The organism is Nocardia sp. NPDC004340 (genome assembly GCF_053602575.1).
The window spans coordinates 1,489,842-1,514,951 of record NZ_JBSGDW010000001.1 but is presented as its reverse complement, the minus strand read 5'-3'; the positions used below and the strand labels follow the sequence as shown (position 1 = coordinate 1,514,951).

Genomic DNA, 25,110 nt, shown 5'->3' with positions numbered 1-25,110 from the left:
GCGCGATTTGCCGGGATTTACGGTGTGGGAAACCCTGGACAACTAAGTTACCGGCGGGTAACTTACTGTCCATTAGGATACGAGCAACTCGAGGCGTACCAGGCTGCCTCGCGAAACGCTCGTAGAACCGTAAGAGAGGTCGCGACATGAATGCCCTGACAGTGACACTGGGCACGATTGGGGCGGTGTTCACAGTCTTCTGTTGGGCATCGTTCATCGGAGGCGTACGAAATATCGTGCGCACCGTCATGGTCGGGCAGTCCGCGCCCGATCGCTGGCGGCCGTTCTTCCCACGCTTCAAGACCATGTTCGTGGAGTTCCTCGCGCACACGCGCATGAACAAGTTCCGCACGGTCGGCTGGGCGCACTGGCTGGTCATGATCGGATTCCTCGCCGGGTTCATCCTGTGGTTCGAGGCCTACGGTCAGACCTTCGACCCCGAATTCCATTGGCCCATCATCGGTTCCTGGGGCATCTACCACCTGGTGGACGAATTCCTCGGCATCGGAACCGTGATCGGCATCATCGTGCTGATCGTGATCCGCCAGCTGAACCACCCGCGCGTTCCGGCGCGGCTGTCGCGCTTCAGCGGGTCGAAGTTCGCGCCCGCCTATGTGATCGAGTCCATCGTCCTCGTCGAGGGTCTGGGCATGGTCTTCGTGAAGGCCGGCAAGATCGCGACCTACCACGAGTCCCACACCTGGAGCGACTTCTTCACCGAGCAGGTCGCCAAGCTGCTGCCCGAGTCGATCGCCATGGTGTCGATCTTCGCGTTCATCAAGCTCTGCTCCGGCGCGCTGTTCCTGCTGCTGGTCGGCCGAAATGTCACCTGGGGTGTCGCCTGGCACCGCTTCGCCGCGTTCCCGAACATCTACTTCAAGCGTGAGGCCGACGGCGACGTCGCCCTCGGCGCGGCCAAGCCGATGATGTCCAACGGCAAGGCGATCGAGATGGAGACCGCCGATCCGGACAACGACACCTTCGGCGTCGGCAAGTTCGAGGACTTCTCCTGGAAGGACATCCTCGACGTCACCACCTGTACCGAGTGTGGCCGCTGCCAGTCGCAGTGCCCGGCCTGGAACACGGGCAAGCCGCTCTCGCCGAAGCTGCTGATCATGTCGCTGCGCGACCACGGTTACGCCAAGGCCCCGTACCTGCTGGCCGGTGGCCGCAAGGACATGGGCGGCGACGAGATCGGTCTGGTCGACGCCGAGGGCAAGCCGAACGAGCGCGCGCTGGCGCAGATCTCGGAGGCGGCCCGCGCCGAGGCGGAGCGTCCGCTGGTCGGCGGCGAGGACGTCAACGGCATCATCGATCCCGAGGTGCTGTGGTCCTGCACCACCTGTGGCGCCTGCGTCGAGCAGTGCCCGGTGGACATCGAGCACGTCGACCACATCATCGACATGCGCCGCTACCAGGTGCTGATCGAGTCGGAGTTCCCCTCCGAGCTGGCCGGTCTGTTCAAGAACCTGGAGAACAAGGGCAACCCCTGGGGTCAGAACTCCAAGGACCGCCTGAACTGGATCTCCGAGGTCGACTTCGAGGTTCCGGTCTTCGGTAAGGACGCCGACAGCTTCGACGGCTACGAGTACCTGTTCTGGGTCGGTTGCGCCGGCGCCTACGAGGACCGCGCCAAGAAGACCACCAAGGCCGTCGCCGAGCTGCTGGCCACCGCGGGCACCAAGTTCATGGTGCTCGGCCAGGAGGAGACCTGCACTGGTGACTCGGCTCGCCGCGCGGGCAACGAGTTCCTGTTCCAGCAGCTGGCCATGCAGAACATCGAACTGCTGAACTCGGTGTTCGAGGGTGTCGAGCAGGCCAAGAAGAAGATCGTCGTCACCTGTGCGCACTGCTTCAACGCGCTCAACAACGAGTACCCGCAGGTGGGCGGCACCTATGAGGTCGTGCACCACACCCAGCTGCTGAACCGCCTCGTCCGCGGCAAGCAGCTGGTGCCGGTGTCGCCGGTCGCGCAGAACGTGACCTACCACGACCCCTGCTACCTGGGCCGGCACAACAAGATCTACAACGCGCCGCGTGAGCTGATGGAGGCCTCGGGCTCGACCCTGGTCGAAATGCCGCGTCACGCCGAACGTTCCATGTGCTGTGGCGCCGGTGGCGCGCGCATGTGGATGGAAGAGCAGCTCGGCAAGCGCATCAATATCGACCGGGTTGACGAGGCGCTGGACACCCTGAAGGGCGGCAACGAGCCGTCCATGATCGCCACCGGCTGCCCGTTCTGCCGCGTCATGCTGACCGACGGCGTCACCGCCCGCAAGGACGGCGGCGAGGTCGGCCAGGGTGTCGAGGTCGTCGATGTCGCGCAGCTCATGCTGCAGTCCATCAACCGCGTGGACGCCGCGACCCTGACCGAGAACCTGAAGGTCGTCCAGCAGCCCAAGCCCGAGCCCGAGCCGGAGCCCGCTCCGGAGCCGGTCAAGGCCGAGGCCGCGGTCGCCGCAGCCCCCGCCGAGGCCGCCCCGAAGGCCGCTCCGGCCGGTGGCGGACTGGGTATGAAGGGTGGCCTGAAGCCGCCGGGCGGCGGTAAGGGCCTGGCCATGAAGGGCGGGCTCAAGGCTCCGGGCGCGAAGACCGAGGCTCCGGCCGCCGAGGCCGCTCCGGCGGCCGAGGAGACCGCCGCCCCCGCTCCGGCCAAGGGTCTCGCCATGAAGGGCGGCCTGAAGGCCCCCGGTGGCAAGGGTCTGGCCATGAAGGGCGCAGCCAAGGCGCCCGGCGCGAAGGCCGAAACCGCTTCCGCCGCTGCGGCTCCCGCCGAAGCCGCTCCGGCCGAGGCCGCCGCCGCTCCGGAGGCTCCGGCCGCGAAGCCGGGCGGGCTCGCCATGAAGGGTGGCCTGAAGGCTCCCGGCGGCAAGGGTCTGCAGATGAAGGGCGCCGCCAAGGCTCCGGGCGCCAAGCCCGCCGCCGAGGCCGCTCCCGCCGAGGCGCCCGCGGCCGCCGCTCCGGCTCCGGCCGCCGAGGCTCCCGCGACCGAGGCCGCTGCCCCGGCCGCGGAGGCCAAACCGTCCATCGCGCCCAAGGGTCTGGCCATGAAGTCGGGTCTGAAGCGCCCCGGCCCGAAGGCTCCGGGCGCCGCCGCTCCGGCTGCCGCCCCGGCGCCGGAAGCGCCTGCGGCTCCGGCCGATTCGGCTCCCGCGGCCGAGCCCGCCGCCCCGGCCGAGCCGGCCGTGTCGGAGAGCAATGGCGTCGCGGAGGCCAACGGCACTTCGGAAGCCAACGGCACTTCGGATGGCAATGGCGCGACCCCGCCCGCCGCGAAGCCGGGTGGTCTCGGCTTCAAGTCGGGCATGAAGGCTCCGGGCCGGAAGAACTAGGCTCCGGCCCGAAACACCGGGCTGCCGAACCTGATTGACCAGGGCGGCGCTACCGAATCGGTAGCGCCGCCCTCGTCGTTTCCGGTCACGGTGTGGCCCGGTTCACGAGGCGTTCACCGCCCAGCGGCTAATCTCGGGCAACAAACTCGGCGGGAGTTCGCCATACTGCAAGGTATGACGGATGCGCGGGCGGTGCGGGTCGAGATCGGGGTGGAGTCTCTGGGCGGGGTCCGGATCGCCGAACAGGCGGGGGCGGCGCGCGTGGAGTTGTGTTCGGGCCTGACGGTCGGCGGGCTCACGCCGGGTCCCGCGCTCATCGAGGCGGCCGTGGCCGCGGCCGGGCACACCCAGGTGCACGTGCTGATCCGGCCGCGCCCCGGCGATTTCCGCTACACCCCCGACGAGGTGGCGCTCATGCGCGCCGATGTCGAGCGGGTCCGCGCGGCGGGCGCGCACGGCGTGGTGGTCGGCGTGCTCGACGAGGACGGCCACGTCGATCCGGCCGCCAATACCGAACTGCTGGCCGCCGCCGACGAGCTGGAGGTCACCTTCCACCGGGCGTTCGACGTGTGCGCCGATCCCTACGCGGGTTTCGACCAGCTGCTGGAACTGGGTTTCACCCGGCTGCTCACCTCCGGTCGCCAGGAGTCCGTGCTGGACGGCGCGTCCCTGATCGCGCGCATGGTGAGCCTGTCCGACGGCCGCATCGACGTGATGGCCTGCGGCGGCCTGCGCGCCGACAATGCCCGGCGGGTGATCGAGCTGACCGGCACGCGGGATCTGCATGCGGCCGTGCGCATTCCGGTGCCCGGCCGCCCGCAGTCCGACACCGAGGTCACTTTCGCCGAGTTCGGGGTGCCGAGCGGTTTCGACCATTTCGCCACGGACGCCGACGGTGTCGCGGCGTTGTGCGAGGCGGCGAGGACGGCCGTCTAGCCGGACGCGAACTCCCCTGCGATCCAACAAGTTTGCTGTGACACCCCTGAAGTTTGCTGCACAAAAGGATAATTCGGTCATCTGAGATAGGACGCTTGACCAAAGCGTTGCCGGGTCATATCTTTTTGGGCACGCTCTTGCTACAAAGTGGTCTGGATCACAGTACAGATCCGTCACGGGACAGCACGCCGGCCTCCGCTGCCCCACTCTCTCTAGGGGTTTCACGTTGATAGCTAGAAGAAGTCTGTCCCTGCTCGGGGCCGCCGGCATCGCACCGCTGCTCGTCGCCGTCCTGCCCGCCGCCCCGGCCGGCGCCCACGGCTACGTGGCGTCACCGCTCAGCCGCCAGGCCCAGTGCGCGAAAGGTCTATTGCCCTGCGGCGACATCCAATACGAGCCGCAGAGCGTGGAAGCGCCCAAGGGCTCGGACAAATGCAGCGGCGGCAACTCCCGCTTCCCGGAACTGGATGACGACAGCAAGCCGTGGAAGGTGCAATCCGTCGGCAGCACAGTGACTTTCACCTGGACGTTCACCGCCCTGCACCGCACCCTGAACTGGGAGTACTTCATCGGCGGCGCCCGGGTCGCGGTCTTCGACGGCGGCAACAATCCCCCGCCCCAGGAGGGCGTCAGCCACACCGTGGACCTGAGCAAGTACAGCGGCCGCCAGAAACTGCTGGCGGTCTGGAACATCGGCGACACCGCCAACGCCTTCTACTCCTGCGTCGACCTCCAGATCGGGAGCGGCGGCGGAACACCCACCACCACAAAGCCTCCCGTCACCACGACCACGAAGCCGCCGACCACGACGCCGCCGGCCACCACCTCGACGGTGCCGACCACGACGCACAGTCACCAGCCGCCGCCCAGCACCACCCACAGCCACCAGCCCCCGGCCACCACCACGGCGCAGCCGAGCGCGGGCGCGTGGACGGTCGGCGAGCACTACGCGGTGGGCGATGTCGTCACCTACAGCGGCAAGCGCTACCGCTGCCTGCAGGCGCACACCGTGTACGACCCGGGCTGGACGCCGATGGCCGCGCCCGCCCTCTGGCAGGCGCTCTAGAACCCCCGCGCCGCGAGTGAGGGGTTCGGTGACCGCCGAATCCGAACCCGGAGAGGACTCGCGGAATGGGAGAGGGGCGTGTTTCCTCGGAAACACGCCCCTCACACTATCTTTCGTCGAGAAGTCCGGTCGATCAGGAGTCGGGCCGCGAATGCCGTCCGCCGCGCGGCGGTTCGGGCGGCGGCCCCGGGTTCCGCACACCCGGCTCCGACCACGGCTCGTCGGGATGGAACCAGGACGACGTGGTGTATCGCGGCTCCTGCGGCGGCGCCCCACCGTCGAACCACGACTGCTGCGGCGGCGGCGCGGGCTCGACCGGAGTCGGGCCCGGTTGCACCACACTGGTTCTCGGCACGGTCGGCTCCCCGTCCCCGGATTCGGCGGGCGCCTGGCGCGGCGGCGCCGGCTGTGGCCCGGTGCGCGGGTTGTCGGTATCCGGTCCGAGCCGCACCACGAACTGCGAACCCGAGCGCGGTGCGTTCGGATCGCCGCCGCGCCGCGCCGTGGGCTGTCCGCCGGTGCGCGGTCCGCCCGCCGGTCCACCGGGTCGCCGGGGCGTATTCCGTTGCGGCCCACCACTCCGCGGCCGATTGCCGCCCGCGGCCGCGACCGCGCGCACCGTGCCCGGCGGCCGCGCCAGCAGCACCGCGATGGCGGTGGTCAGCGGCACCGACAGCGCCAGCGCGATACCGCCGACCGCGGAGCGCGCGATCTCGATGCCCACCGCGTCGCCGGTCAGCACGTCGCGCATGGACCGCCCCGCCACGCTGAACAGCATCAGCAGCGGCAGCGCGCCACCGGCGTAGGCGAGCACCAGGGTGTAGACGGTACTGGCGATATGGTCGCGCCCGACCCGCATGGCGGCCGCGAAAATTCCGCGCCGCGTGGACTTCTCGTCCAGCGCCGCCAATTCGAAGGCCGCGGACGCCTGGGTGATGGTGACGTCGTTGAGCACACCCAGCGAGCCGATGATGAACCCGGCGAGCAGCAGCCCGGTGATGCTCACATGCTGCAGATAGGTGGCGACATTGGTGTTCTGCTCTTCGGAGAACCCGGTCAGATGGGTGATCTTCAGTGCCGCCCAGGACAATACGGCCGCCAGCACCATCGCCGACAGCGTGCCCAGCAGCGCCGAACTGGTGCGCAAGTTCACCCCGTGCGCGAGATACAGCACCGCGTACAGGATCACCGCGCCCGCGACGAGTGCCGTGGGGATGGCGGGCTTTCCGTCCAGCAGCGCGGGCAGCAGGAACACCACCAGGACGCCGAAGGCGACCACCAGTCCGAGCAGCGCGCGCAGTCCGCGCCACCGCGCGACCGCGATGATGACGACGGCGAACACGATGCCGATGATGGTCAGCGGCAGTCCGCGCGCGTAGTCGTCGAAAGAGTAGGTGGTGACCAGGCTGGGGTCGGCCTTGGGATCCGCCTTCGGATCCACTTGGCGCACGATGCGGATCTTGTCGCCGGCGCGCAGATCGGGTTGCCCGGGCCCGGGCGCGATCTCGAAGAGCGTCTTCTCACCCTGGCTGGGCCCGGAGTCGATGGTGACGATGCTGCGCTGGCAGGAGTAGCCGTTGGCGCGCGGGGCCTGCGGTTCGTCGCTGAAGACCCGGCCGTTGGAGGGGCTGCCGCAGGGGCCGATGTCCTGCTTGATCACCGTGCCGGCCTCGGTCTGCACCGCACCGCCGCCGCCGTTCTGCATGGGCAGGGGGATGTCGATGTGCTGAGCGCTGGGCCAGAGCCAGATCAGCCCGGCCACGACCGCCACGCCGATCAACGCGAGCAGTCCGATCACGACCTTGGCCGCATTGGCTCCGATCGCGATGGGTCCCGAGTGGTCGTGATGGTGGTGATGGTGATCGCTCACGCGGAGAGCCTAAACGAAAACGATTTTTGACATGCTGAGAGGTCTCGGCATTTCGCCAGGTGAGCCAGGTGAGGCGGTCGCGATCGCGAGAATTTTTTAGGGGGCGGCGGAGAGCAGGGGGATGTCTCCGCCGCCCGGGGTCAGCGGCCCAGGGGGGGTAGGCCGACTAACCAGGGCCGGACGGCCCAGGGGGGGTAGGCGGTCCGGCCGGGCACTCGAAGTGCCGAGGCCCACTGTACACAAAAGACGGTTCTTTGCGCTAGCTAAGTCTCTAAAAACCCAACTTTTTCGTACCAGCGGTTTGTTTTAGCCAGAGTCCCACCTGTGCCACACCGCGCGAGGGAGGGTGTCCGCTCCCGGACAAAACCGTATAGACGCAGGTCGGTAGGGCTCACGGGATACCCATGAACCCTACCGGTAGCTATTTCCGCCCGGAAGTTATTGGCGGTAGCTGGACAGGAAGTTGCCGAAGCGTTCGATGGCGACCGACAGATCCCGCGCCCACGGGAGCGTCACGATGCGCAGGTGGTCGTGGTGCGGCCAGTTGAAGCCGGTGCCCTGCACCATCAGGATCTTCTCCTGCAGCAGCAGATCCAGCACCAGCTTCGAATCGTCGTGGATCTCATGGACTTCCGGATCCAGCCGCGGGAACGCGTACAGCGCGCCCTCCGGCTTCACGCACGACACGCCCGGAATCGTGTTCAGCTTCTGCCAGGCCACATCCCGCTGCTCCAGCAGCCGCCCGCCCGGCAGCACCAGATCGTCGATGCTCTGATGTCCGCCCAGCGCCACCTGAATGGCATGCTGCGCGGGCACATTCGGGCACAGGCGGGTGGAGGCCAGCAGGTCGATGCCCTCCAGGAAGCCGCCCGCGTGATCCTTCGGACCGGTGATGACCAGCCAGCCCGAGCGGTAGCCCGCCACCCGGTAGGCCTTGGACAGGCCATTGAAGGTGAGGCACAGCAGGTCGGGGGCCAGCGTCGCCAGCGACACGTGCTTGGCGTCGTCGTAGAGGATCTTGTCGTAGATCTCGTCGGCCAGCAGCAGCAGCTGATGCTTGCGGGCCAGGTCCACCACCTGCTGCAGCACCTCGGCGGAGTACACCGCGCCGGTGGGGTTGTTCGGGTTGATCACGACAATCGCCTTGGTCTTGTCGGTGATCTTGGATTCCATGTCGGCGATGTCGGGCTGCCAGCCGTTGGACTCGTCGCACAGATAGTGCACCGGGGTGCCGCCCGCCAGCGAGGTCATCGCCGTCCACAGCGGATAGTCCGGCGCGGGGATGAGCACCTCGTCGCCATTGTCGAGCAGCGCCTGCATGACGATGGTGATCAGCTCGGAGACGCCATTGCCCAGATAGACGTCGTCCACATCGAATTCCGGGAAGCCCGGCACCACCTCGTAGCGGGTGAAGATGGCCCGGCGAGCGGACAGGATGCCCTTCGACTCGCTGTAGCCCTGCGCGTACGGCAGCGCCGCGATCATGTCGCGCATGATCACGTCAGGCGCGTCGAACCCGAACGGGGCGGGATTGCCGATGTTCAGCTTGAGGATGCGATGACCCTCGGCCTCCAACCGCGCCGCATGCGCGTGTACCGGCCCCCGGATCTCATAGAGAACGTTCTGGAGCTTGGTGGACTGCTCCAGCCTGCGCGGGGACCGATGCGGTAGGTGACTCTGAGGGCTCACCCCGTCAATGGTGCCATTAGCCCGCAACCAGCTTTTTTCACCGCGAGGTATCGGGCGGCAACACGCTGCGGGCGGCGGTGGAGCCGCAGAAGTCCTCGATCCTTTCATCCAGGTCGCGCGACTCTCCGGCGTCGCGGAACTCGGGGCTGGCGAGGCGCTGACGGAGGACGGACAGGCGTTCCTCCAATTGGGCGATGCGTTTGTCCTCGTCCAACTCGAGCACCGGTTCGAGGGCCGCGGCGGCGCCGTCGAGGCTGCCGTTGATCAGGTGGGCGGCGGCGTTGTCGACCCGGGCCAGCGACTCCGCGCCGTAGGAGCGCTTGTCGGTGGGGCCGTTCACATACAGGTCGATGGCGCGCCGGGTGGCGTCCAGCGCGGGTTCGGCCTGGCCGAGATGGATGTAGGTGGCGCCCGCGTAGTAATGGCTCTTGGGCTGGTCGAAGCCGAAGACGCCGCCGACGTCGTCGTGCAGGGTGTCGCTGGATTCACCGTCGCGGGCCTCGTCGGCGGCGCGGATGCAGCGTTCGGTGTCGGCGGCGCTGCCCAGCCGCGACCAGATGCGGGCCTCGATGTTCAGCAGCCGCACCTTCGAGGTCGCGGATTCGGTGTAGCGCTGGCCGCTCTGGGCCAGCAACACCGCGCGGCGCGGGCGTTCGGAGCGGTACTCGATGAGCGCCTGCATGCCGCGAGTCCAGGCGCGCAGCGGATTGTGCTCGCACAGCTCGGCGTAAGCCCATGCGGCCCTGGCCTGTTCACCGGCCGCGTCGAAATAGCCCAGATCCGTACTGGCATTCGCCAGCAGGCCGGACAAAGTGCCCGCCAACAGATACAGATGCGCCGTATCCGACGGCCGCTGATGGCCTTCCAGCAACCGGTACACACGCCGCCGGACCCGCAACATCTCCACCATCATCGGCACCGGAGGCATGTGCACGTAGTCGTTGGCGATGCGCGTGACATCGGCATCGAGCTGTTCCAGCAGGGTGGCACCCACATTGGTGCCCTCGGCCCGGCCGGCGTGCTCGCTGGCTTCATGGGCAGCCGCCATGATCAAGTCCCTCTCCGAAATCGCCGCTAACGCATCGCCCCTCATCGCACCCGTGTCGACGAGTGCCAGCAGTTCCGCGTCGCTGGAATAACTGGCCTGCGCCGGCATGCCGCTCCACAGCTCGGAACCGCCTTGGCGCACATCGAAACCGGGAACGGCGGGGCCACTCGAGGGCTGGTCGATCAAGGCCGCGAACCGTGCCCGCACCACATCGTCGGACCTGGCAAGGGATGTATCGAGGGCGGCCTGATTGATGGGGCGGGGATGCACCCGATCGCCCCCCGCCTCCCATTTCGAGACCAGTCGTTCGTGGACGCCCAGGTGGGCGGCGAACTCCCTGATGCTCATGCGTTTGGCATCACGGAGGGCACGGGCCTCTTTGCCTGACCAGTGCCGTACCACGGTGCCATCCCTTCCGAACGAACTCCGAACTCCAGGGTACGAGCGGAAAGTGGCCGCGGCCACAGCCGAAACCTAGCTGGTACCAGGCTTTATACGTAGCCGCGACAGTGGCGGCGGAAAGGCAGTGGAAGGCGGGTGTGCGGGCGTTTTCCCATCCGCCTCCGGCGCGCGACCCTGGTGACCAGGGGAAGGAGGCGGGGAAGTGAACGCGGACAAGCTCAGAACAGTCGACGACTGGGTTTCCTACTACCGGCACGAGTTCGGGCTGCCGGTCACCGAGCGCGGCGGATTCGTCATGCTCCCCGTCACCGCGCAGGTCGCGGTCGTGCACCTACCGGTCGCCCGAGCCGAAAGGGTCCGCAGCGCACTGCAACAGCGCCGGACCGATGGCCCCATGCTGGCACGCCAGATTCGCTGGAGCTTTCTGGCCGAACCGGATTCACGCCCCGGCGCCCAGATCATGGAGGTCCTGGACCGCCTCGACATCGGCATTCCGACGGTCGGCAGCGCGGTCATGCTCCCCACCGGCCTCGGCCGCTGGACCCGCGAGGGCTGCCACTGGGTGCGCCCGCCCGCCCGAGACGCCAAACTCCCACCCCTGTCGGCGATCATCACGACAGCTCTGGCGGTGGGACCGGGAAGCGAGGATTGAACGCAGCCTTTCCTCGCACCGGCGCGATCCGCGCCGGAACCACCGGGTCCGCCCCTTCTCTGGCAGTCGACGGGGCGGGCTCGGCGTGTCAGCGCGCTTGTTGCCCCTGGGCCGGGGCGGGCGGGAAGAGCGGGGGCAGGGTGGGAACGATCACCGGCGGGAGGCCGGGGATGAGGGTGATGGTGTTGGGGCCGACCGTGGTGGTGGGGGCCTCGGTGGTGGTGGTCGTGTTCTGCGGCTGCGGCGGACCGGCCAGCGCCTCGTTGGTGGCGTCGGTGGTGCTCGGGGCGACGGTGGCCGGTTCGCTCGGGCGGGTGGTGCTGGTCGGGACCGAGCTGGTGACCGCGTCCGGGCGCTGCGAATCGTGGCTCAGCACTTGGGTTCCCCAGCCCAGGGTGATGCCGATGGCGGCCACCACGACCAGCGCGCCCACGGCGACACCGGCGAAGCTCAGCTCGCGGCGGCGGCCCGGACCGTCGGTCGTGCCGGGGATCAGGAGCTGGGCCGGGGCGGGCTCGGCGGGCCGCGGCGCGATCTCCTCGCGCGGCGCGGCCGGGAACGGGGCGGGGGCCGGGCGCGGCATGACCGGGCGGGCCAGCATGGCGGCGCCGCGGGTCACCACCGTCTCGGGCGCGGCGGGCACGATCACCGGGACGCCCAGCCAGCGCCGCAGAACCCTTGCCACCAGCGGAATCTGGGCGCACCCGCCGAGCAGGGCGACGGCCTGCACGGGCTGCTCGGAGCGCAGGATGACATCGCGGGTCATGCGCGCGGAGGATTCGACGGCCAGCATGATGAGGGCCTCGAAGTTCTCCTGCGACAGCAGGACCAGCCCCTCGGTGGAGGGCAGAGCCACCGCACTGCTGCCGGAGAGCTGTTCCTTGGCCTCGCGGCACAGCTTGTCCAGGGCGGTGAGGCCGGTGTGATCCGGCGGATGGGCGATGCGCCCGGAGGCGATCTGCTGTTCGCGGATGAGCGCGTCCAGATAGTCGCCGCTGATGTCGCTGGTGCGCTCGGTGAAGCAGACCTGGCGGGTGCCGATGTCGACCACCGTCACGGACAGACCGGACGCACCTAGGTCGTAGAGCGCGACGGTGCCGAAACCCTGCAGCTCACCGGAGTATTCGAGGAACTCCAGCGCCGCCACCACATCCGGCACCAGCTCGTAGTTGGTGAACTGCCGGCGGGCCAGCTCGGCGCGGATGGCGCGCGCGTGGTTCTCGTCGCGATAGGCGATGGCGGTGGCGCTGATCCGCGAGTCGGCGGCCAGCACCGCTCCGACCGCGTCGGCGACCAGCTCGTCGACCCGGCGTTCGCCGACCGGAACGGCCTGCACGTCGAACGCGTCGGGGGGACCGTCGAATCCGCTACGGGCCCGGCCGTATCCGGGCGCGGGCGGCACGGCGAAATTCCTGGTGGGCTCGGTGGAATCACCGGTGTACGGACGTGCGACGCGAACCGCGCCCGCCCCCACCGACACTCCCAGCACCGAACTCATCGCCAGCCCATCTCGTTCACACCTACCTGTCGTCGCCACCTTACGACGTGCCGGGCCATCCGTACACCCGGCGAACCCGCCCACCGGACGGCGTAATAGCGCCATTCCATGACGGTCAACTGTCCAGGCAGCGGCCGATTTCCGCCGGACGCCCGGCCGAACCGGCTACCCCGTAACGCAACTCACGCGCGCCGGGGTCGTGGCTCACTGCCGGGAGGCGAAGTTCAGGTAGGCCTTCGACGGCGTCGGCCCGCGCTGCCCCTGGTACTTGGAGCCCACGGTGGCGCTGCCGTACGGGTGCTCGGCCGGACTGGTCAGCCGGAACAGGCACAGCTGGCCGATCTTCATCCCCGGCCACAGCGTGATCGGCAGGTTCGCGACATTCGACAGTTCCAGGGTGATGTGCCCGCTGAACCCCGGATCGATGAACCCGGCGGTCGAGTGGGTCAGCAGCCCGAGCCGGCCCAGGCTGGACTTGCCCTCCAGCCGCCCGGCCAGATCGTCGGGCAGCGAGCACACCTCGAGCGTGGAGCCGAGCACGAACTCACCCGGGTGCAGCACGAACGGCTCGCCCTCGGCGGGCTCGACCAGCGAGGTCAGCTCGTCCTGCCGCTGCGCCGGGTCGATATGGGTGTAGCGGGTGTTGTTGAACACCCGGAACAAGCTGTCCAGCCGCACATCGATGCTCGACGGCTGCACCAGCTTCTCGTCGAACGGGTCGAGCCCGAGACGTCCATTGGCGATTTCCTTGCGGATGTCGCGATCTGAAAGCAGCACGCGCAAGAGCGTATGTCAATGATCGGTCGGCGAGTCGACTGGCCCGGCCTCGATGACCCGCTTCGGCTTGCGCAGACCCCAGGTGGCGTGGGCCTCCGCGCGCATCCGCGGCACCATGTGCGGGTAGTGCAGCTCGAAGGCGGGGCGTTCGGAGCGGATGCGGGGCAGCTCGTAGAAGTTGTGCCGGGGCGGCGGGCAGGTGGTGGCCCACTCCAGGGAGTTGCCGTAACCCCACGGGTCGTCCACGGTGGCCAGTTCGCCGTAGCGGTAGGACTTGAAGACGTTCCAGACGAACGTGATCATCGAAAACCCGAGGATGAACGAGCCGACGGTGGAAATGGTGTTGAGCGTGGTGAATCCGTCGCTGGGCAGGTAGTCCGCGTAGCGCCGCGGCATGCCCTCGTTCCCCAGCCAGTGCTGCACCAGGAAGGTGGTGTGGAAGCCGAGGAACGTGGTCCAGAAGTGCAGCTTGCCGAGCCGTTCGTCGAGCATCCGCCCGGTCATCTTGGGGAACCAGAAGTAGATGCCCGCGAAGGTGGCGAACACGATGGTCCCGAACAGCACGTAATGGAAGTGCGCCACAACGAAATACGAGTCCGACACGTGGAAGTCCAGCGGCGGCGAGGCCAGGATGACGCCCGACAGCCCGCCGAACAGGAACGTGACCAGGAAGCCGACCGAGAACAGCATGGGTGTCTCGAAGGTGAGCTGGCCGCGCCACATGGTGCCGATCCAGTTGAAGAACTTCACCCCCGTCGGCACCGCGATCAGGAACGTCATGAACGAGAAGAACGGCAGCAGCACCGATCCCGTCGCGTACATGTGATGCGCCCACACCGCGATCGACAGCGCGCCGATGGCCAGCGTCGCGTACACCAGGGTGGTGTAGCCGAACAGCGGCTTGCGGCTGAACACCGGGAAGATCTCGGTCACGATCCCGAAGAACGGCAGCGCGACGATATAGACCTCGGGATGCCCGAAGAACCAGAACAGATGCTGGTAGAGGATGGCCCCGCCATTGGCCGAGTCGAAGACGTGCCCGCCCAGGTGCCGATCGAACTCCAGCCCCATCAGCGCGGCGGTCAGAATCGGAAACGCCAGCAGCACAAGCACACTGGTGACCAGGATGTTCCAGGTGAAGATGGGCATCCGCCACATGGTCATGCCCGGGCAGCGCAGGCACACGATCGTGGTGACCATATTGACGCCGCCCAGGATGGTGCCGACACCGGACACCGCCACACCCATGATCCACAGGTCCGCGCCTATGCCCGGCGCGTGTTCGGCCAGGCTGAGCGGGGTGTAGGCGGTCCAGCCGAAGTCGGCCGCACCGCCGGGGGTGATGAATCCGGCGGTCGCCATGAGCGCCCCGAACAGGTACAGCCAGTAGCTGAGCGCGTTCAACCGCGGGAACGCCACGTCCGGCGCGCCGATCTGCAGCGGCAGCACCGCGTTGGCGAAGCCGAACACGATCGGGGTCGCGTAGAACAGCAGCATGATGGTGCCGTGCATGGTGAACAGCTGATTGAACTGTTCCGGGGTCAGGAACTGCATGCCCGGCCGGGCCAGCTCCGCCCGCATCAGCAGCGCCATCAGGCCGCCGATCAGGAAGAACGCCATGGCCGTGAACAGATACATGTTCCCGAGCATCTTGGGATCGGTGGTGGTGATGGCCTTCCACAGGTATGAGCCCTGCGGGTTCATCCGACGTGGAAACGGCCGCACGGGTTCGAGCTCGGGAACCTCACGAGCGGGCACCGCGGTCATACGTCCTCCTCGACCGCCGAGCAGGAGCACCGAACCAGCGCCAGCTAACGTTCAGCGCATCCAAACTTCCAGTGGTGGACGGGTTTTCGACCCTGCGGGCCAGTGTAGGACCGGCCGCGCGCGGAACTCGGTGCTTCGGCGAAAGAGCTACGCGATCTTCGGCGCGTCGCGCCGACACGGGCGATAGATCGGGTCTCGGGCCCCGCACCCCACCGCCTCGAAACCCCGGCGGCCCGGGCCCGCGAATTTGCACCGGCGGAGAAGTGGTCTGATAGAGTCGCGTGCGCAAGCAGGACCGTGCCGGTGTGGTGTAGTGGCAACACGCTACCTTCCCAAGGTCGAATTGCGGGTTCGATTCCCGTCACCGGCTCTCACGAGAAGCCCCGCCCGATTCGGGCGGGGCTTCTCGCATGTCAGGGCCCTACTTGGTGCATTCGGTGGCGATCCGCTTGCCGGCCTTGCCCGCCTTGAGCAGATCCTCGGTGCCGAGGCTCACCTTGGTGGGGTTGGTGCCGTTGGCACTCTCGATGATCTTCTGGATGCCGCTGTCCGACAGGCCTTCCTGGATGTAGATCCCGGCCACACAGTCGGCGGTCTGCTGGCTGATTTTGCCCTTGTCCTGCAAGGCTTTCGAGACCTCGGCGGCGGTCAGCGCGCCGACCGCGCCCGGCGTCGCCGCGATCGAGGACGGGAGGGTCACCCCGGAGGGGAGCGTGGGCAGACCGGACGGGAGGGTGGTGGGCAGGCCGGACCCGCTGGTCGGCGCCACGGAGGTCGGCACACCCGCGGGCGTGGGAGTGGGCGTGGCCGCCTGCTGGCTGTTGGCGCAGGCGGACAGTAGGGGCAGCGCGAGCAGCGCCACCACGACGACGGATTTCCGCATGGTGTGATCCCTCCCGGATGCCGGGTCGATCCCGGTCGATTCAGAAATTGCACACCGGCACCGGAGAGTTAACAAGGGCGGCGCGGAAACCTCAGGCCGCCAAGGCCCCTGGCGGCCGGAGCCGCCGGGGAGCCACCCGCTACTGCTGCTTGAGGCAGTCGGTCACGATCTTGTTGGTGGCCGTGCGCGCCTTCTCCGCGTCCTCCTTGCTCATACCGAGCGACTCCGGATCGGTTGCGGCCGCGGACTTGGCGTCATTCTTGATCATGATGCGCAGGCCGTCCTGCGAAATACCCTGATCCACATAGACTTTGGCGGCGCAGTCGGCGAGCTTCGCGTCCTTGAGGCCGCCGTCCTGCAACGCCTTGGAGACGTCCGCCTGGCTGACGTCGGCGGGCTTGTCGCCGCCGCCGCAGCCGGCCAGCAGGGGAAGGGCGACGAGCGCGGCAGCCATCAGGCCTGTGCCGCTCAGAGAAAGACGCACCGGTGCCTCGACTCTCATGATTCGATGGGAGAAATACGCCTGGCACCTTCTCACAGATCCATCGCGGCGCGCAGCGCTGTATCGATTCGCTCGGCCGTCTCGGCGTCCACCTCGGCGACCCGGTCGGCCAGCCAGCCGCGATAGATGCGGCCCAGATTGCCGGCGTGCACCCAGCCGTGGCCCGGAATCGGGACCGCGAGGATGTCCTGCGGATCGGCGGCCTCGACCTCGGCCGCGATCAGCCAGGGCCGCGGCGACTCGTTGATGCCGTCGCTGGAGATGAGAACGATGGTGCGGGTACGGGTGGTGCCGTGCGGGTGGTAGACCCAGAGTTCACCCCTGCGCACGCAGCTCCTTCTCGGCGGCCAGCATTTCCGCCTCGTCGGCGGCGGCGAGGTCGACCGGATCCGATGCCGGGCCGCACCCCAGCCGCACGGCTTCGCGACGCGCGGCGCGGGAGATCCACGCCGACGGCGACATGCCCGCGCGGGCGGCGGCGTCCTGGGCATAGGACCAGGCGGCCTCGTCCAGCGACAGGGTCACTTTCCGGGTTGCCATACCTTTTATCGTACCGCCGGGGGCCCGTTTTCCAGCCTGTTGGCGACACGTCAACAACTGTAGGGTGGCATCAGCGATCGCGGCCTGGGGAGTGACAGATGACCACGTTGAACCATTACCGGACCGGCAGCGGCGAACCGCTCGTGCTGGTGCACGGCGTCGGCAGCCGCTGGGAGGTATGGGAGCCGATCATCGGCACGCTCGCCGCGTCCTTCGACGTGATCGCCGTGGACCTGCCCGGCTTCGGCGGCAGCGAGCCGCTGGCCGACACCACCGTCACCACCCTGGCCGACGCGCTGGCCGCATTCCTCGCCGCCGAGGGGCTCGAACAGCCGCATCTGGCGGGCAATTCCATGGGCGGCGGCATCGTCCTGGACCTGGCCGCGCGCGGCCTGGCCCGCTCGGCCACCGCCTTCTCCCCCATCGGCTACTGGGACACGTCCGGCCGGATCTGGTGCCAGCAGGCGCTCGGGCGGGCGAAACAACTGCTCACCGCGGCGCGCCCGGCCGTGCCCACCGTGCTCGGCAACACCGTGGGCCGGTCCGCGATCCTCGGCCTGGTGTTCGGCAAGCCCTGGCAGCTCGACACCCGGATGTCGATGGAGACCGTCGAGGGCCTGCTCGGCGCGGCGGGCTTCGATCCCGCGCTGGCCTCCTTCACGAACTTCCGGCTCCCCGAACCGGGCGCGCTGGCCGATGTCCCGGTCACCATCGCCTGGGGCAATCGTGACATTCTGCTCACGTACGCCACCCAGGCCCGCCGCGCCCGTGCGCTGCTGCCCGGTGCGCGGCACGTCACCCTGCACGGCAGCGGCCACACGCCGTTCTCCGACGATCCGGCCGGCTGTGCGCGACTGCTCCTGGACCAGCTCGGATAAGGAATGACCGTGAGCCACAACGTTTCCCTGACCATCGCCGGCGACCGGGCGTACGTGGCCCTGGATCGACCGGACAAGCACAACGGCCTGACCATCGACATGCTCAACGAGCTGGTCCGGGTGGCGGGCGTGATCGGCAAGCGCCCGGACGTGCGCGCGGTCATCCTGACCGGCAACGGGCCCAGTTTCAGCTCCGGGCTGGACGTCGCCAAGGCGATGGGCAACCCGCTCGACGTGGTCCGCAACTTCGTCCCACTGCCGTGGCGCGGCACCAACACCTTCCAGGAGGCGTGCTGGGCGTGGCGGCGGCTGCCGCAGCCGGTGATCGCGGTGGTGCACGGTCGTTGCTACGGCGGCGGACTGCAGCTCGCGCTGGCGGCCGATTTCCGGTTCGTCACACCGGATTCGGAATTCTCGGTGATGGAGGCCAAGCACGGCCTGATCCCCGACATGACCGGCGCGGCCACGCTGTCGCGGCTCATCGGCATCGATCAGGCGCTGCTGCTGACCATGACCGCCGACCCGGTCGACGCCGCCTACGCCGAGCGCATCGGTCTGGTCACCGAGGTGTCGGCGGACCCGCGCGCGGCCGCCGAGAAGCTGGCCGATCGGATCGCGGCGCGCTCCCCGCACGCGGTGGCGGCCGCGAAGAGAATGTTCGACCGCACCTGGCAAACTTCGGTGCGCCGGACTCTGTCCATCGAACGCGCCACCCAGCTGCCTCTTATCGTCCGACAGGCCCTCGGACGTGATAGGAATGGAAAGTAAGCCAATTCACGGCAAACACACTGGCGTGCAGTCACGATCGACTCGCGATCACTGTTAGCATTTTCACACTTTGCCAACGAGTCGAACGCATTGTGCGGTCCGCCACATACCGTTTGGTCCGCGCATTATTCGGCGAGACCCGGAGGACGCACGCAATTGACCAAGACCGCTCCGCTGCTGCTGTCCGCTGTGGCCGGTGCCACGGCCTTGCTCCTGGCGATGACATCACCGGCCGCAGCGAACCCCAACGCCATCAATCCGATTCCCGTGCTCAACGGAACCAACGGTTTGCCACAGCTACCGGGCCGGACCAAGGCCGTCTTCCAGGTCACCGGCATGGCGAGCCCGAACAACACCCAGGCCTACAACGTGCTCGGCACCGACCTGGGCATCATGTGGGACAACGGCAACGGCGAAATGCTGACCGCCTTCGGTGACACCGCCGGTCTGGGCCTGCCGAACCTGCTGGTCGGCAGCACCTGGGCCTGGCGCTCCAACATCCTGGTCCGCTCGCACACCCAGGACCCGTCCAACGGCGTCTACTTCGACTCCGTGGTGCGGGACATCTTCGGCCAGGCCCGCGACCTGATCCCCAGCCCCAAGATCCCCTTCATCGAGATCAGCCGCATCCCCACCGCGGCCATCTCGGTCGGCGGCACCCAGATCATGAGCCTGATGTCGGTGAAGAGCTGGGACGACGTCGGCCAGTGGACCACCAACTACTCCAGCCTGGCGGTCTCCGGCGACAACGGCGAGAACTGGGTCGAACTGCCGGCCACCCGCCGCGCCGACGACGGCGGCAACTCCAACTTCCAGATGAACGCCTTCGTCAAGCGCGGCGGCTTCCTCTACAACTTCGGCACCGACTCCGGGCGCAACCACCCGGCCTACGTGGCTCGCGTCCCGGAGGGCGCCGCCACCGATCTCGGCGCCTACGAGTACTGGGACGGCGGCCGGTGGCAGAAGGACGTCAACGCCGCGCAGCCGGTGGTGGGCGGCGGCGTCTCCGAGATGTCGGTGATGTGGAACGACTACCTCGGGCAATACATCATGCTGACCACGGACCCGTGGAACTCGGTGGTCATGTACACCTCGCCGAGCCCGGAGGGGCCGTGGAGCCCGCCGTCGGTGCTCATCGACACCCGCGAACTGCCGACCGCGTACGCGCCCTACATCTTCCCGTACCAGACCGGGCGTGACCTGTACTTCCTCACCACCGTCCACAGCCAGTACAACGTGCTGCTGATGCATACGACGCTCTAGCGGAACCCGACTCCCGGGACTCCGCCCCGCTCGACCCGCCGCCCGCGAACGCCCCCGTTCGCGGGCGGCTTTCGTCGGCGGGCACAACTTCTAGACTCGTTCCCATGGATGCCGCCGCATGGGACGAGCACTACTCCGCCACCGAACTGGTGTGGGGCGCGCCCCCGAACGCCACGGTGGTCGAGCAGGTCTTCGGGCTGGAACGCCGGGTGCCGGTCGGCGGGCACGGGATCGGCGAGGGCCGGCCCGAGCTGCCGCGAGTACTCGACCTGGGCTGCGGTGAGGGCCGCAACGCGCTCTGGCTCGCCACCCACGGCTGGCAGGTCGACGCCGTCGACTTCTCCCAGACCGGCATCGACAAGGGTCGTACCGTCGCCGCCCGGCTCTCCCGCTCGGTGCGCGGGCGCATCCACTGGGTGCACGGCAATGTCACCGATCTGGACCGCGCGGGCATCACGGGTCCCTACGAACTGATCCTGGTCGCCTTCCTGCACCTGCCACCCGAGGACCGGCGCATCCTGCTGCTGCGCGCGGCCGGGATGCTCTCCCCCGAGGGCACCCTGCTGGTCATCGGCAACGACACTCTCAATCTGGCCGAAGGCTATGGCGGCGAACAGGATCCGGCCCTCACCTTCACCCCGGCCGACATCATCGCCGATCTCGCCTCCGCCGAACCGGCCATTCGCGTCCAGATCGCCGACCGCGTGCACCGGCCCACCGAGGACCGCGACGCCATCGACGCCCTGGTGGTCGCCACCCGCCCGGCGGTCGAGGATCCGGACGCGCCGCGGGCACTCGAGGTTCCCCAGCCTCCGGCGCTGGACATGTTCTGACGGCCGCGGCCCGTCAGTGGTCGACGGTCAGCCCCGTGAGCCGTGCGCTCTCGTCCCACAGCCGCGTGCGGCGGGCCGGATCGGTGGTGTGCGCGGCCGTCGCGACATCCTTGCGGCGCACGAAGAATCGACCGGACACGCCCTCGAGTTCGGGCGCGGTGGCCAGCCAGACCGGCGTATCGGCCCCGGCGTCGGGACCGGGCAGCAGCGGATTGACCCACTGCGACCAGCCGAAGACCCGCAGCAGCCCGCGCGCGGACTCCCGGCCCAGCCCGGTGTGCCGGATGATCCCCGGATGCGCGCCGTTGACGGTCACGCCGCTGCCCGCGAGCCGCTCGGCCAGGCTGTAGACGAACATCGCGTTCATGTTCTTGGTGCGCCCGTAGGCCACGAAAGGCCGGAAACTGGGCGGGAATCCGAGCGCGCGCGGGTTCCGGAATCCCAGATCGTCGAGATCGACGGGCACCGAGCGCAAGGCGGTCGGTGAGGCCCCGACCACCACCAGTCGCGCGGATCGCCCGGCGTCGGCGAGGTTCTCACCCAGGGTGCGCAGCAGCAGGTACGGCGCGAGGTGGTTGGTGGCCAGGGTCGGCTGCAAGCCCTCGGCGGTGCGGTCGGCGATGTCGGCCACCACGGCCGCATTGCTGATCAGGATGTCGATCCGGCTGTCCCGCAGGCGATCCCCGAGCGCGCGCACGTCCGCGACCAGCGAGAGATCCGCGAGTTCGTCCCGCAGCACGGCGTCGGGCACGGCCGCCGTGATCCGTTCCCGCGCGGCGCGCAAGCGGCCCGGGTCCCGCCCGACCAGCACCACCTCCGCGCCGGCCGCGGCGAGCTGCCGCGCGATCGCTTCCCCGATGCCGTTCGTCGCGCCCGTGACGACGGCTGTTGTTCCCCGGTCCATACCCGCTCCCATCAGAGGTTGACAGTGTCAACCTAGGCGCGCTGGTTGACACTGTCAACCGCTGATTACGATGGACCGATGCCGCCGTCCACCCGCACCGTGCTGCTCGATTCCGCCCTCCGCCTGCTCGACGCCGGCGGGGTCGAGGCCGTCACGCTGCGCGAGGTCGGCAGCGGCGCGGGCGTCTCGCACAACGCGCCCTACAAACATTTCGCGAACAAGAACGCGCTGCTCGCGGCGGTCGCCGCCCGCGAATTGTCCGAGCGCTCAGCGGATTTCGCCCGCATCGTGCAGGAGCGCCCGGAGCCGGTCGAGATGCTGCGCGGGGTGCTGCACGGCTACATCGCGTGGGCCCTCGAACACCCCGCCCGCTTCAAGCTGGTCTTCGGCCACTGGGCCGACGAGACCCCCGAACTCGCCGAGACCGGGCGCAATGCCCAGAACGCGCTGATCGCCCTGGTCGGGCTGGCCCAGGAGGCGGGCAGCCTGCCCGGCGGCGACACCGAACGCATGGCCTCCCTGGTCCGCGCGCTGGCCCACGGGGCCGCCGACCTCGCCTCCTCCGGCCACCTGGACGCGAACGGCAAGGGACACGCGACGCCGACCGACCTCGTCGACGACCTGCTCGCCTACCTCGGCAAGGCCCGCTGAGCCCGCGAGACGGACCCACCCGGCGGTGCGCAACCGCTCAGTTCGCGGACCAGCGCTCCAGCCACGGCTCGATCGCGGCGACGATCTCCTCGAACCCGGCGCGATACGAATGCGCCTGTCCCGCAATGACATGCACCTCGGCCGCGTCGGCGGCATCGGGAATGCCGAAGGGGTCGCGCGCGCCATTGACCACGACGACCTCGATGTCGCCGGGTTCCAGCAGTTCCTCGCGCCGTGACTTCTCCGGCTTACCCGGCGGATGCAGCGGGAACGACAACGCGACCACCCCGCGCGCACCCGCCGCGCGCGCGGTCCGGCACGCCACCCGCGCGCCATTGCTGCGCCCGCCCTGGATCAGCGGCGCGCCCCGGACCTTCTTCCGCAGGGCCGCAATGATTTCGAGCCAAGCCGCGTCCTGCACGTCGGCCTTGCCGGGCGCGCGCCGCCCCGCGACCCGATAGGGCTGGGTCACCAACGCCACCGCGCCGCCGAGGGCGACAGCCGAATCCCGCACGGCCAGCAAATCTTTCGCATCGACCCCGCCGCCGGCGCCGTGGGTGAGCACCAGCAGGAATCCGGGCTTCTTCCGCCCGGGCTCGGCGATCTCCGCCTCCGCCGGTCCCGCACTCGTCTCGATCCGCATACACGCACCGTAACCACCGTCACAGGCGGGTTTCGCGCGGCACACCGGAGGTGTGCGCGAAGGTTGCCCTCGCGCCCGGAGCCGACTGTGTCGAGGGCCTCACGTCGCCTCCGCATCGATCTCCCGCAGGGCTTTCACCTGCGACGACGGGATACCCACGGACTCAGCGAAACCCCTACCCCCGGTTACCCGCGTGCTTTCGGTCACATTCGGCCTCGATCGGGTTGGCGGGCCCCCTACCGGTCGGTAACATGGCGCATAAGTTACCCGCTAGTAGCGCTGCTTTACGGTGTCTACCCGGTGGAGACCTTACGGGCGGGAACGGCACACACCGAACCGCACCCATCTCAATGGAGAGTGAGTACGACCATGGGTCACTACAAGAGCAACGTTCGCGACCTCGAGTTCAACCTGTTCGAGTTCCTGGGCATCCAGAAGCTCCTCGACGCGGGCGCCTACGGCGACCTCGACGCCGACACCGTCAAGGAAATGCTGAGCGAGGTCCGTCGCCTGGCCGAGGGCCCGCTCGCCGAGTCCTTCGCCGATGCCGACCGCAACCCGCCGGTGTTCAACCCCGACACCCACACGGTCACTCTCCCCGAGTCCTTCAAGAAGTCCTACCGCGCCCTCGAGGACGGCGGCTGGTCCAAGGTTCCCGTCCGCGAGGAGCTCGGTGGCCTCGGCGCCCCGTCCGTCGTCGGCTGGGCCCTGGGCGAGATGGTCCTGGGCGCCAACCCGGCCGCCCAGATGTACGCCGCCGGTGCGGGTTTCGCGCAGGTCTTCTACAACAACGGCACCGATGAGCAGAAGCAGTGGGCTCAGAAGATCGCCGACCGCAACTGGGGCGCCACCATGGTGCTGACCGAGCCCGACGCGGGCTCCGACGTCGGCGCCGGCCGCACCAAGGCGGTCCAGCAGGAAGACGGCACCTGGCACATCGAGGGCGTCAAGCGCTTCATCACCTCGGGCGACTCCGACGACCTGTTCGAGAACATCATGCACCTGGTGCTGGCCCGCCCCGAGGGCGCCGGCCCGGGCACCAAGGGTCTGTCGCTGTTCTACGTGCCGAAGTTCCACTTCGACTTCGAGACCGACACCCTGGGTGAGCGCAACGGTGTGTTCGTCACCAATGTCGAGCACAAGATGGGCATCAAGGTCTCGGCCACCTGTGAGGTCACCTTCGGCGGCCACGGCGTACCCGCCAAGGGCTGGCTGGTCGGCGAGGTCCACAACGGCATCGCGCAGATGTTCGACGTCATCGAGAACGCTCGAATGATGGTGGGCACCAAGGCCATCGCCACCCTGTCGACCGGTTACCTGAACGCGCTGGACTACGCCAAGACCCGCGTGCAGGGCGCCGACCTGACCCAGATGACCGACAAGGCCGCCCCGCGCGTCACCATCACCCACCACCCGGACGTGCGTCGTTCGCTGGCCATGCAGAAGGCCTACGCCGAGGGCCTGCGCGCCGTGTACCTGTACACCGCCGCGCACCAGAACGCCGATGTCGCCGAGCTGGTCTCGGGCGCCGACAAGGACACCGCGTTCCGCGTCAACGACCTGCTGCTGCCGATCGTCAAGGGTGTCGGCTCCGAGCGCGCCTACCAGTACCTGACCGACTCGCTGCAGACCTTCGGTGGCTCCGGCTTCCTGCAGGACTACCCGATCGAGCAGTACATCCGCGACGCCAAGATCGACTCGCTGTACGAGGGCACCACCGCCATCCAGGCGCAGGACTTCTTCTTCCGCAAGATCGCCCGCGACCGCGGTGTGGCGCTGGCCCACGTGGCCGGCCAGATCCAGAAGTTCATCGAGCGCGAGGGTGGCAACGGCCGCCTGAAGGCCGAGCGCAAGCTGCTCGCCACCGCCCTCGAGGATGTCCAGGGCATGGCCGCCACCCTGACCGGGCACCTGATGGGCGCCCAGCAGGACCCGAAGGAGCTCTACAAGGTCGGCCTGGGTTCGGTCCGCTTCCTGCTGGCCGTCGGTGACCTGATCATCGGCTGGCTGCTGCTGTCGCAGGCCGAGGTCGCCATCAACGCCCTCGACGCCGGCTCCACCGAGAAGTTCTACGACGGCAAGATCGCCACCGCGCAGTTCTTCGCCCGCAACGTGCTGCCCGAGCTGACCTCGGTCCGCACCGTCCTGTCGAACCTCGACAACGACATCATGGAACTCGACGAAGCCGCGTTCTGATAGCTGAATGAC

Annotated in this window: 21 protein-coding genes, 1 tRNA gene and 1 pseudogene; 11 read left to right on the top strand and 12 right to left on the bottom strand. The window is 68.5% G+C overall.

The features are described 5' to 3' along the window. Positions 1-146 precede the first annotated feature (146 nt). The 3 genes from ACWEOI_RS06690 (at position 147) to ACWEOI_RS06680 (ending at position 5,334) form a co-directional block, all read left to right on the top strand. Entirely contained in the window at positions 147-3,332 is a 3,186-nt protein-coding gene (locus ACWEOI_RS06690; RefSeq protein ID WP_452359118.1) for a heterodisulfide reductase-related iron-sulfur binding cluster, read from the top strand. A 174-nt stretch (positions 3,333-3,506) separates the two neighbouring features. Then, positions 3,507-4,268: a copper homeostasis protein CutC gene (locus ACWEOI_RS06685; RefSeq protein ID WP_433669184.1), complete on the top strand. Its 762-nt coding sequence runs from the start codon at positions 3,507-3,509 to the stop codon at positions 4,266-4,268. Between the two features lie 226 nt (positions 4,269-4,494). After that, positions 4,495-5,334, top strand: a complete 840-nt coding sequence (locus ACWEOI_RS06680; RefSeq protein ID WP_452359117.1) for a lytic polysaccharide monooxygenase — start codon at positions 4,495-4,497, stop codon at positions 5,332-5,334. Between the two features lie 580 nt (positions 5,335-5,914). Here ACWEOI_RS06680 and ACWEOI_RS06675 read toward each other — a convergent pair. The 3 genes and pseudogenes from ACWEOI_RS06675 to ACWEOI_RS06665 all read right to left on the bottom strand — a co-directional run. Then, positions 5,915-7,204, bottom strand: a pseudogene (locus ACWEOI_RS06675) (YibE/F family protein); the annotation flags it as partial. Positions 7,205-7,642: 438 nt separating this feature from the next. Beyond that, on the bottom strand, positions 7,643-8,902 hold the full coding sequence (locus ACWEOI_RS06670; RefSeq protein ID WP_433673513.1) for an aminotransferase class I/II-fold pyridoxal phosphate-dependent enzyme: 1,260 nt from the start codon (positions 8,900-8,902) through the stop codon (positions 7,643-7,645). Positions 8,903-8,930: 28 nt separating this feature from the next. Then, positions 8,931-10,289, bottom strand: a complete 1,359-nt coding sequence (locus tag ACWEOI_RS06665; protein WP_452359116.1) for an XRE family transcriptional regulator — start codon at positions 10,287-10,289, stop codon at positions 8,931-8,933. Between the two features lie 256 nt (positions 10,290-10,545). Between ACWEOI_RS06665 and ACWEOI_RS06660 the strand changes: the two genes are divergently transcribed. Beyond that, the gene (locus ACWEOI_RS06660; RefSeq protein ID WP_433669190.1) at positions 10,546-10,995 is read left to right on the top strand and encodes a hypothetical protein; all 450 of its coding nucleotides are present in this window, start codon (positions 10,546-10,548) and stop codon (positions 10,993-10,995) included. Between the two features lie 88 nt (positions 10,996-11,083). Here ACWEOI_RS06660 and ACWEOI_RS06655 read toward each other — a convergent pair whose 3' ends face one another. The 3 genes from ACWEOI_RS06655 to ctaD all read right to left on the bottom strand — a co-directional run bounded on the left by ACWEOI_RS06655 (position 11,084) and on the right by ctaD (position 15,037). Continuing rightward, on the bottom strand, positions 11,084-12,493 hold the full coding sequence (locus ACWEOI_RS06655; RefSeq protein ID WP_452359115.1) for an Hsp70 family protein: 1,410 nt from the start codon (positions 12,491-12,493) through the stop codon (positions 11,084-11,086). A 204-nt stretch (positions 12,494-12,697) separates the two neighbouring features. After that, positions 12,698-13,270: a dCTP deaminase gene (gene dcd, locus ACWEOI_RS06650; RefSeq protein ID WP_404205173.1), complete on the bottom strand. Its 573-nt coding sequence runs from the start codon at positions 13,268-13,270 to the stop codon at positions 12,698-12,700. A 15-nt stretch (positions 13,271-13,285) separates the two neighbouring features. Further along, the gene (gene ctaD / locus ACWEOI_RS06645; RefSeq protein ID WP_452359114.1) at positions 13,286-15,037 is read right to left on the bottom strand and encodes an aa3-type cytochrome oxidase subunit I; all 1,752 of its coding nucleotides are present in this window, start codon (positions 15,035-15,037) and stop codon (positions 13,286-13,288) included. A 299-nt stretch (positions 15,038-15,336) separates the two neighbouring features. Here ctaD and ACWEOI_RS06640 point away from each other — a divergent pair. Beyond that, positions 15,337-15,407, top strand: a tRNA-Gly gene (locus ACWEOI_RS06640). 51 nt (positions 15,408-15,458) lie between these two features. On the opposite strand, the gene ACWEOI_RS06635 is transcribed toward ACWEOI_RS06640, so the two are convergent. The 4 genes from ACWEOI_RS06635 to ACWEOI_RS06620 form a co-directional block, all read right to left on the bottom strand. Continuing rightward, positions 15,459-15,920, bottom strand: a complete 462-nt coding sequence (locus ACWEOI_RS06635; RefSeq protein ID WP_452359113.1) for a hypothetical protein — start codon at positions 15,918-15,920, stop codon at positions 15,459-15,461. A 139-nt stretch (positions 15,921-16,059) separates the two neighbouring features. Then, entirely contained in the window at positions 16,060-16,422 is a 363-nt protein-coding gene (locus tag ACWEOI_RS06630; protein ID WP_433669196.1) for a hypothetical protein, read from the bottom strand. Positions 16,423-16,454: 32 nt separating this feature from the next. Continuing rightward, a complete protein-coding gene (locus ACWEOI_RS06625; RefSeq protein ID WP_452359112.1) occupies positions 16,455-16,751 on the bottom strand; it encodes a hypothetical protein in 297 nt (98 codons plus the stop codon). After that, positions 16,738-16,962 (bottom strand): hypothetical protein, encoded by a 225-nt coding sequence (locus ACWEOI_RS06620; protein WP_357274466.1) that lies wholly within the window; start codon positions 16,960-16,962, stop codon positions 16,738-16,740. The genes ACWEOI_RS06625 and ACWEOI_RS06620 overlap by 14 nt, the downstream gene beginning before the upstream one ends. Before the next feature lie 98 nt (positions 16,963-17,060). On the opposite strand from ACWEOI_RS06620, the gene ACWEOI_RS06615 reads away from it, so the two are divergent. The 4 genes from ACWEOI_RS06615 to ACWEOI_RS06600 all read left to right on the top strand — a co-directional run bounded on the left by ACWEOI_RS06615 (position 17,061) and on the right by ACWEOI_RS06600 (position 20,704). After that, positions 17,061-17,840, top strand: a complete 780-nt coding sequence (locus ACWEOI_RS06615; protein ID WP_452359111.1) for an alpha/beta fold hydrolase — start codon at positions 17,061-17,063, stop codon at positions 17,838-17,840. A gap of 9 nt (positions 17,841-17,849) precedes the next feature. Further along, positions 17,850-18,608 (top strand): crotonase/enoyl-CoA hydratase family protein, encoded by a 759-nt coding sequence (locus tag ACWEOI_RS06610; protein WP_433669200.1) that lies wholly within the window; start codon positions 17,850-17,852, stop codon positions 18,606-18,608. Between the two features lie 156 nt (positions 18,609-18,764). Further along, positions 18,765-19,871 (top strand): DUF4185 domain-containing protein, encoded by a 1,107-nt coding sequence (locus tag ACWEOI_RS06605; protein ID WP_433669202.1) that lies wholly within the window; start codon positions 18,765-18,767, stop codon positions 19,869-19,871. A gap of 104 nt (positions 19,872-19,975) precedes the next feature. Further along, positions 19,976-20,704 (top strand): methyltransferase domain-containing protein, encoded by a 729-nt coding sequence (locus tag ACWEOI_RS06600; protein WP_433669204.1) that lies wholly within the window; start codon positions 19,976-19,978, stop codon positions 20,702-20,704. Between the two features lie 13 nt (positions 20,705-20,717). On the opposite strand, the gene ACWEOI_RS06595 is transcribed toward ACWEOI_RS06600, so the two are convergent. Beyond that, complete coding sequence (locus ACWEOI_RS06595) at positions 20,718-21,608, bottom strand: SDR family NAD(P)-dependent oxidoreductase (protein WP_433669206.1); 891 nt, start codon at positions 21,606-21,608, stop codon at positions 20,718-20,720. Positions 21,609-21,686: 78 nt separating this feature from the next. Between ACWEOI_RS06595 and ACWEOI_RS06590 the strand changes: the two genes are divergently transcribed. Beyond that, positions 21,687-22,259 (top strand): TetR/AcrR family transcriptional regulator, encoded by a 573-nt coding sequence (locus ACWEOI_RS06590; RefSeq protein ID WP_452359110.1) that lies wholly within the window; start codon positions 21,687-21,689, stop codon positions 22,257-22,259. A gap of 37 nt (positions 22,260-22,296) precedes the next feature. Here ACWEOI_RS06590 and ACWEOI_RS06585 read toward each other — a convergent pair whose 3' ends face one another. After that, entirely contained in the window at positions 22,297-22,902 is a 606-nt protein-coding gene (locus ACWEOI_RS06585; RefSeq protein WP_452359109.1) for an alpha/beta hydrolase family protein, read from the bottom strand. A gap of 369 nt (positions 22,903-23,271) precedes the next feature. On the opposite strand from ACWEOI_RS06585, the gene ACWEOI_RS06580 reads away from it, so the two are divergent. Next, on the top strand, positions 23,272-25,098 hold the full coding sequence (locus ACWEOI_RS06580; RefSeq protein ID WP_433669211.1) for an acyl-CoA dehydrogenase C-terminal domain-containing protein: 1,827 nt from the start codon (positions 23,272-23,274) through the stop codon (positions 25,096-25,098). Positions 25,099-25,110 lie beyond the last annotated feature (12 nt).

Coding starts and splice junctions, on each gene's coding strand:
- ACWEOI_RS06590 (WP_452359110.1), top strand. CDS start 21,687: ATGCCGCCGTCCACCCGCACCGTGCTGCTCGATTCCGCCCTCCGCCTG.
- ACWEOI_RS06620 (WP_357274466.1), bottom strand. CDS start 16,962: ATGGCAACCCGGAAAGTGACCCTGTCGCTGGACGAGGCCGCCTGGTCC.
- ACWEOI_RS06615 (WP_452359111.1), top strand. CDS start 17,061: ATGACCACGTTGAACCATTACCGGACCGGCAGCGGCGAACCGCTCGTG.
- ACWEOI_RS06635 (WP_452359113.1), bottom strand. CDS start 15,920: ATGCGGAAATCCGTCGTCGTGGTGGCGCTGCTCGCGCTGCCCCTACTG.
- ACWEOI_RS06630 (WP_433669196.1), bottom strand. CDS start 16,422: ATGAGAGTCGAGGCACCGGTGCGTCTTTCTCTGAGCGGCACAGGCCTG.
- ACWEOI_RS06585 (WP_452359109.1), bottom strand. CDS start 22,902: ATGCGGATCGAGACGAGTGCGGGACCGGCGGAGGCGGAGATCGCCGAG.
- ctaD (WP_452359114.1), bottom strand. CDS start 15,037: ATGACCGCGGTGCCCGCTCGTGAGGTTCCCGAGCTCGAACCCGTGCGG.
- ACWEOI_RS06655 (WP_452359115.1), bottom strand. CDS start 12,493: ATGAGTTCGGTGCTGGGAGTGTCGGTGGGGGCGGGCGCGGTTCGCGTC.
- ACWEOI_RS06580 (WP_433669211.1), top strand. CDS start 23,272: ATGGGTCACTACAAGAGCAACGTTCGCGACCTCGAGTTCAACCTGTTC.
- ACWEOI_RS06665 (WP_452359116.1), bottom strand. CDS start 10,289: ATGAGCATCAGGGAGTTCGCCGCCCACCTGGGCGTCCACGAACGACTG.
- ACWEOI_RS06595 (WP_433669206.1), bottom strand. CDS start 21,608: ATGGACCGGGGAACAACAGCCGTCGTCACGGGCGCGACGAACGGCATC.
- ACWEOI_RS06600 (WP_433669204.1), top strand. CDS start 19,976: ATGGATGCCGCCGCATGGGACGAGCACTACTCCGCCACCGAACTGGTG.
- ACWEOI_RS06685 (WP_433669184.1), top strand. CDS start 3,507: ATGACGGATGCGCGGGCGGTGCGGGTCGAGATCGGGGTGGAGTCTCTG.
- ACWEOI_RS06690 (WP_452359118.1), top strand. CDS start 147: ATGAATGCCCTGACAGTGACACTGGGCACGATTGGGGCGGTGTTCACA.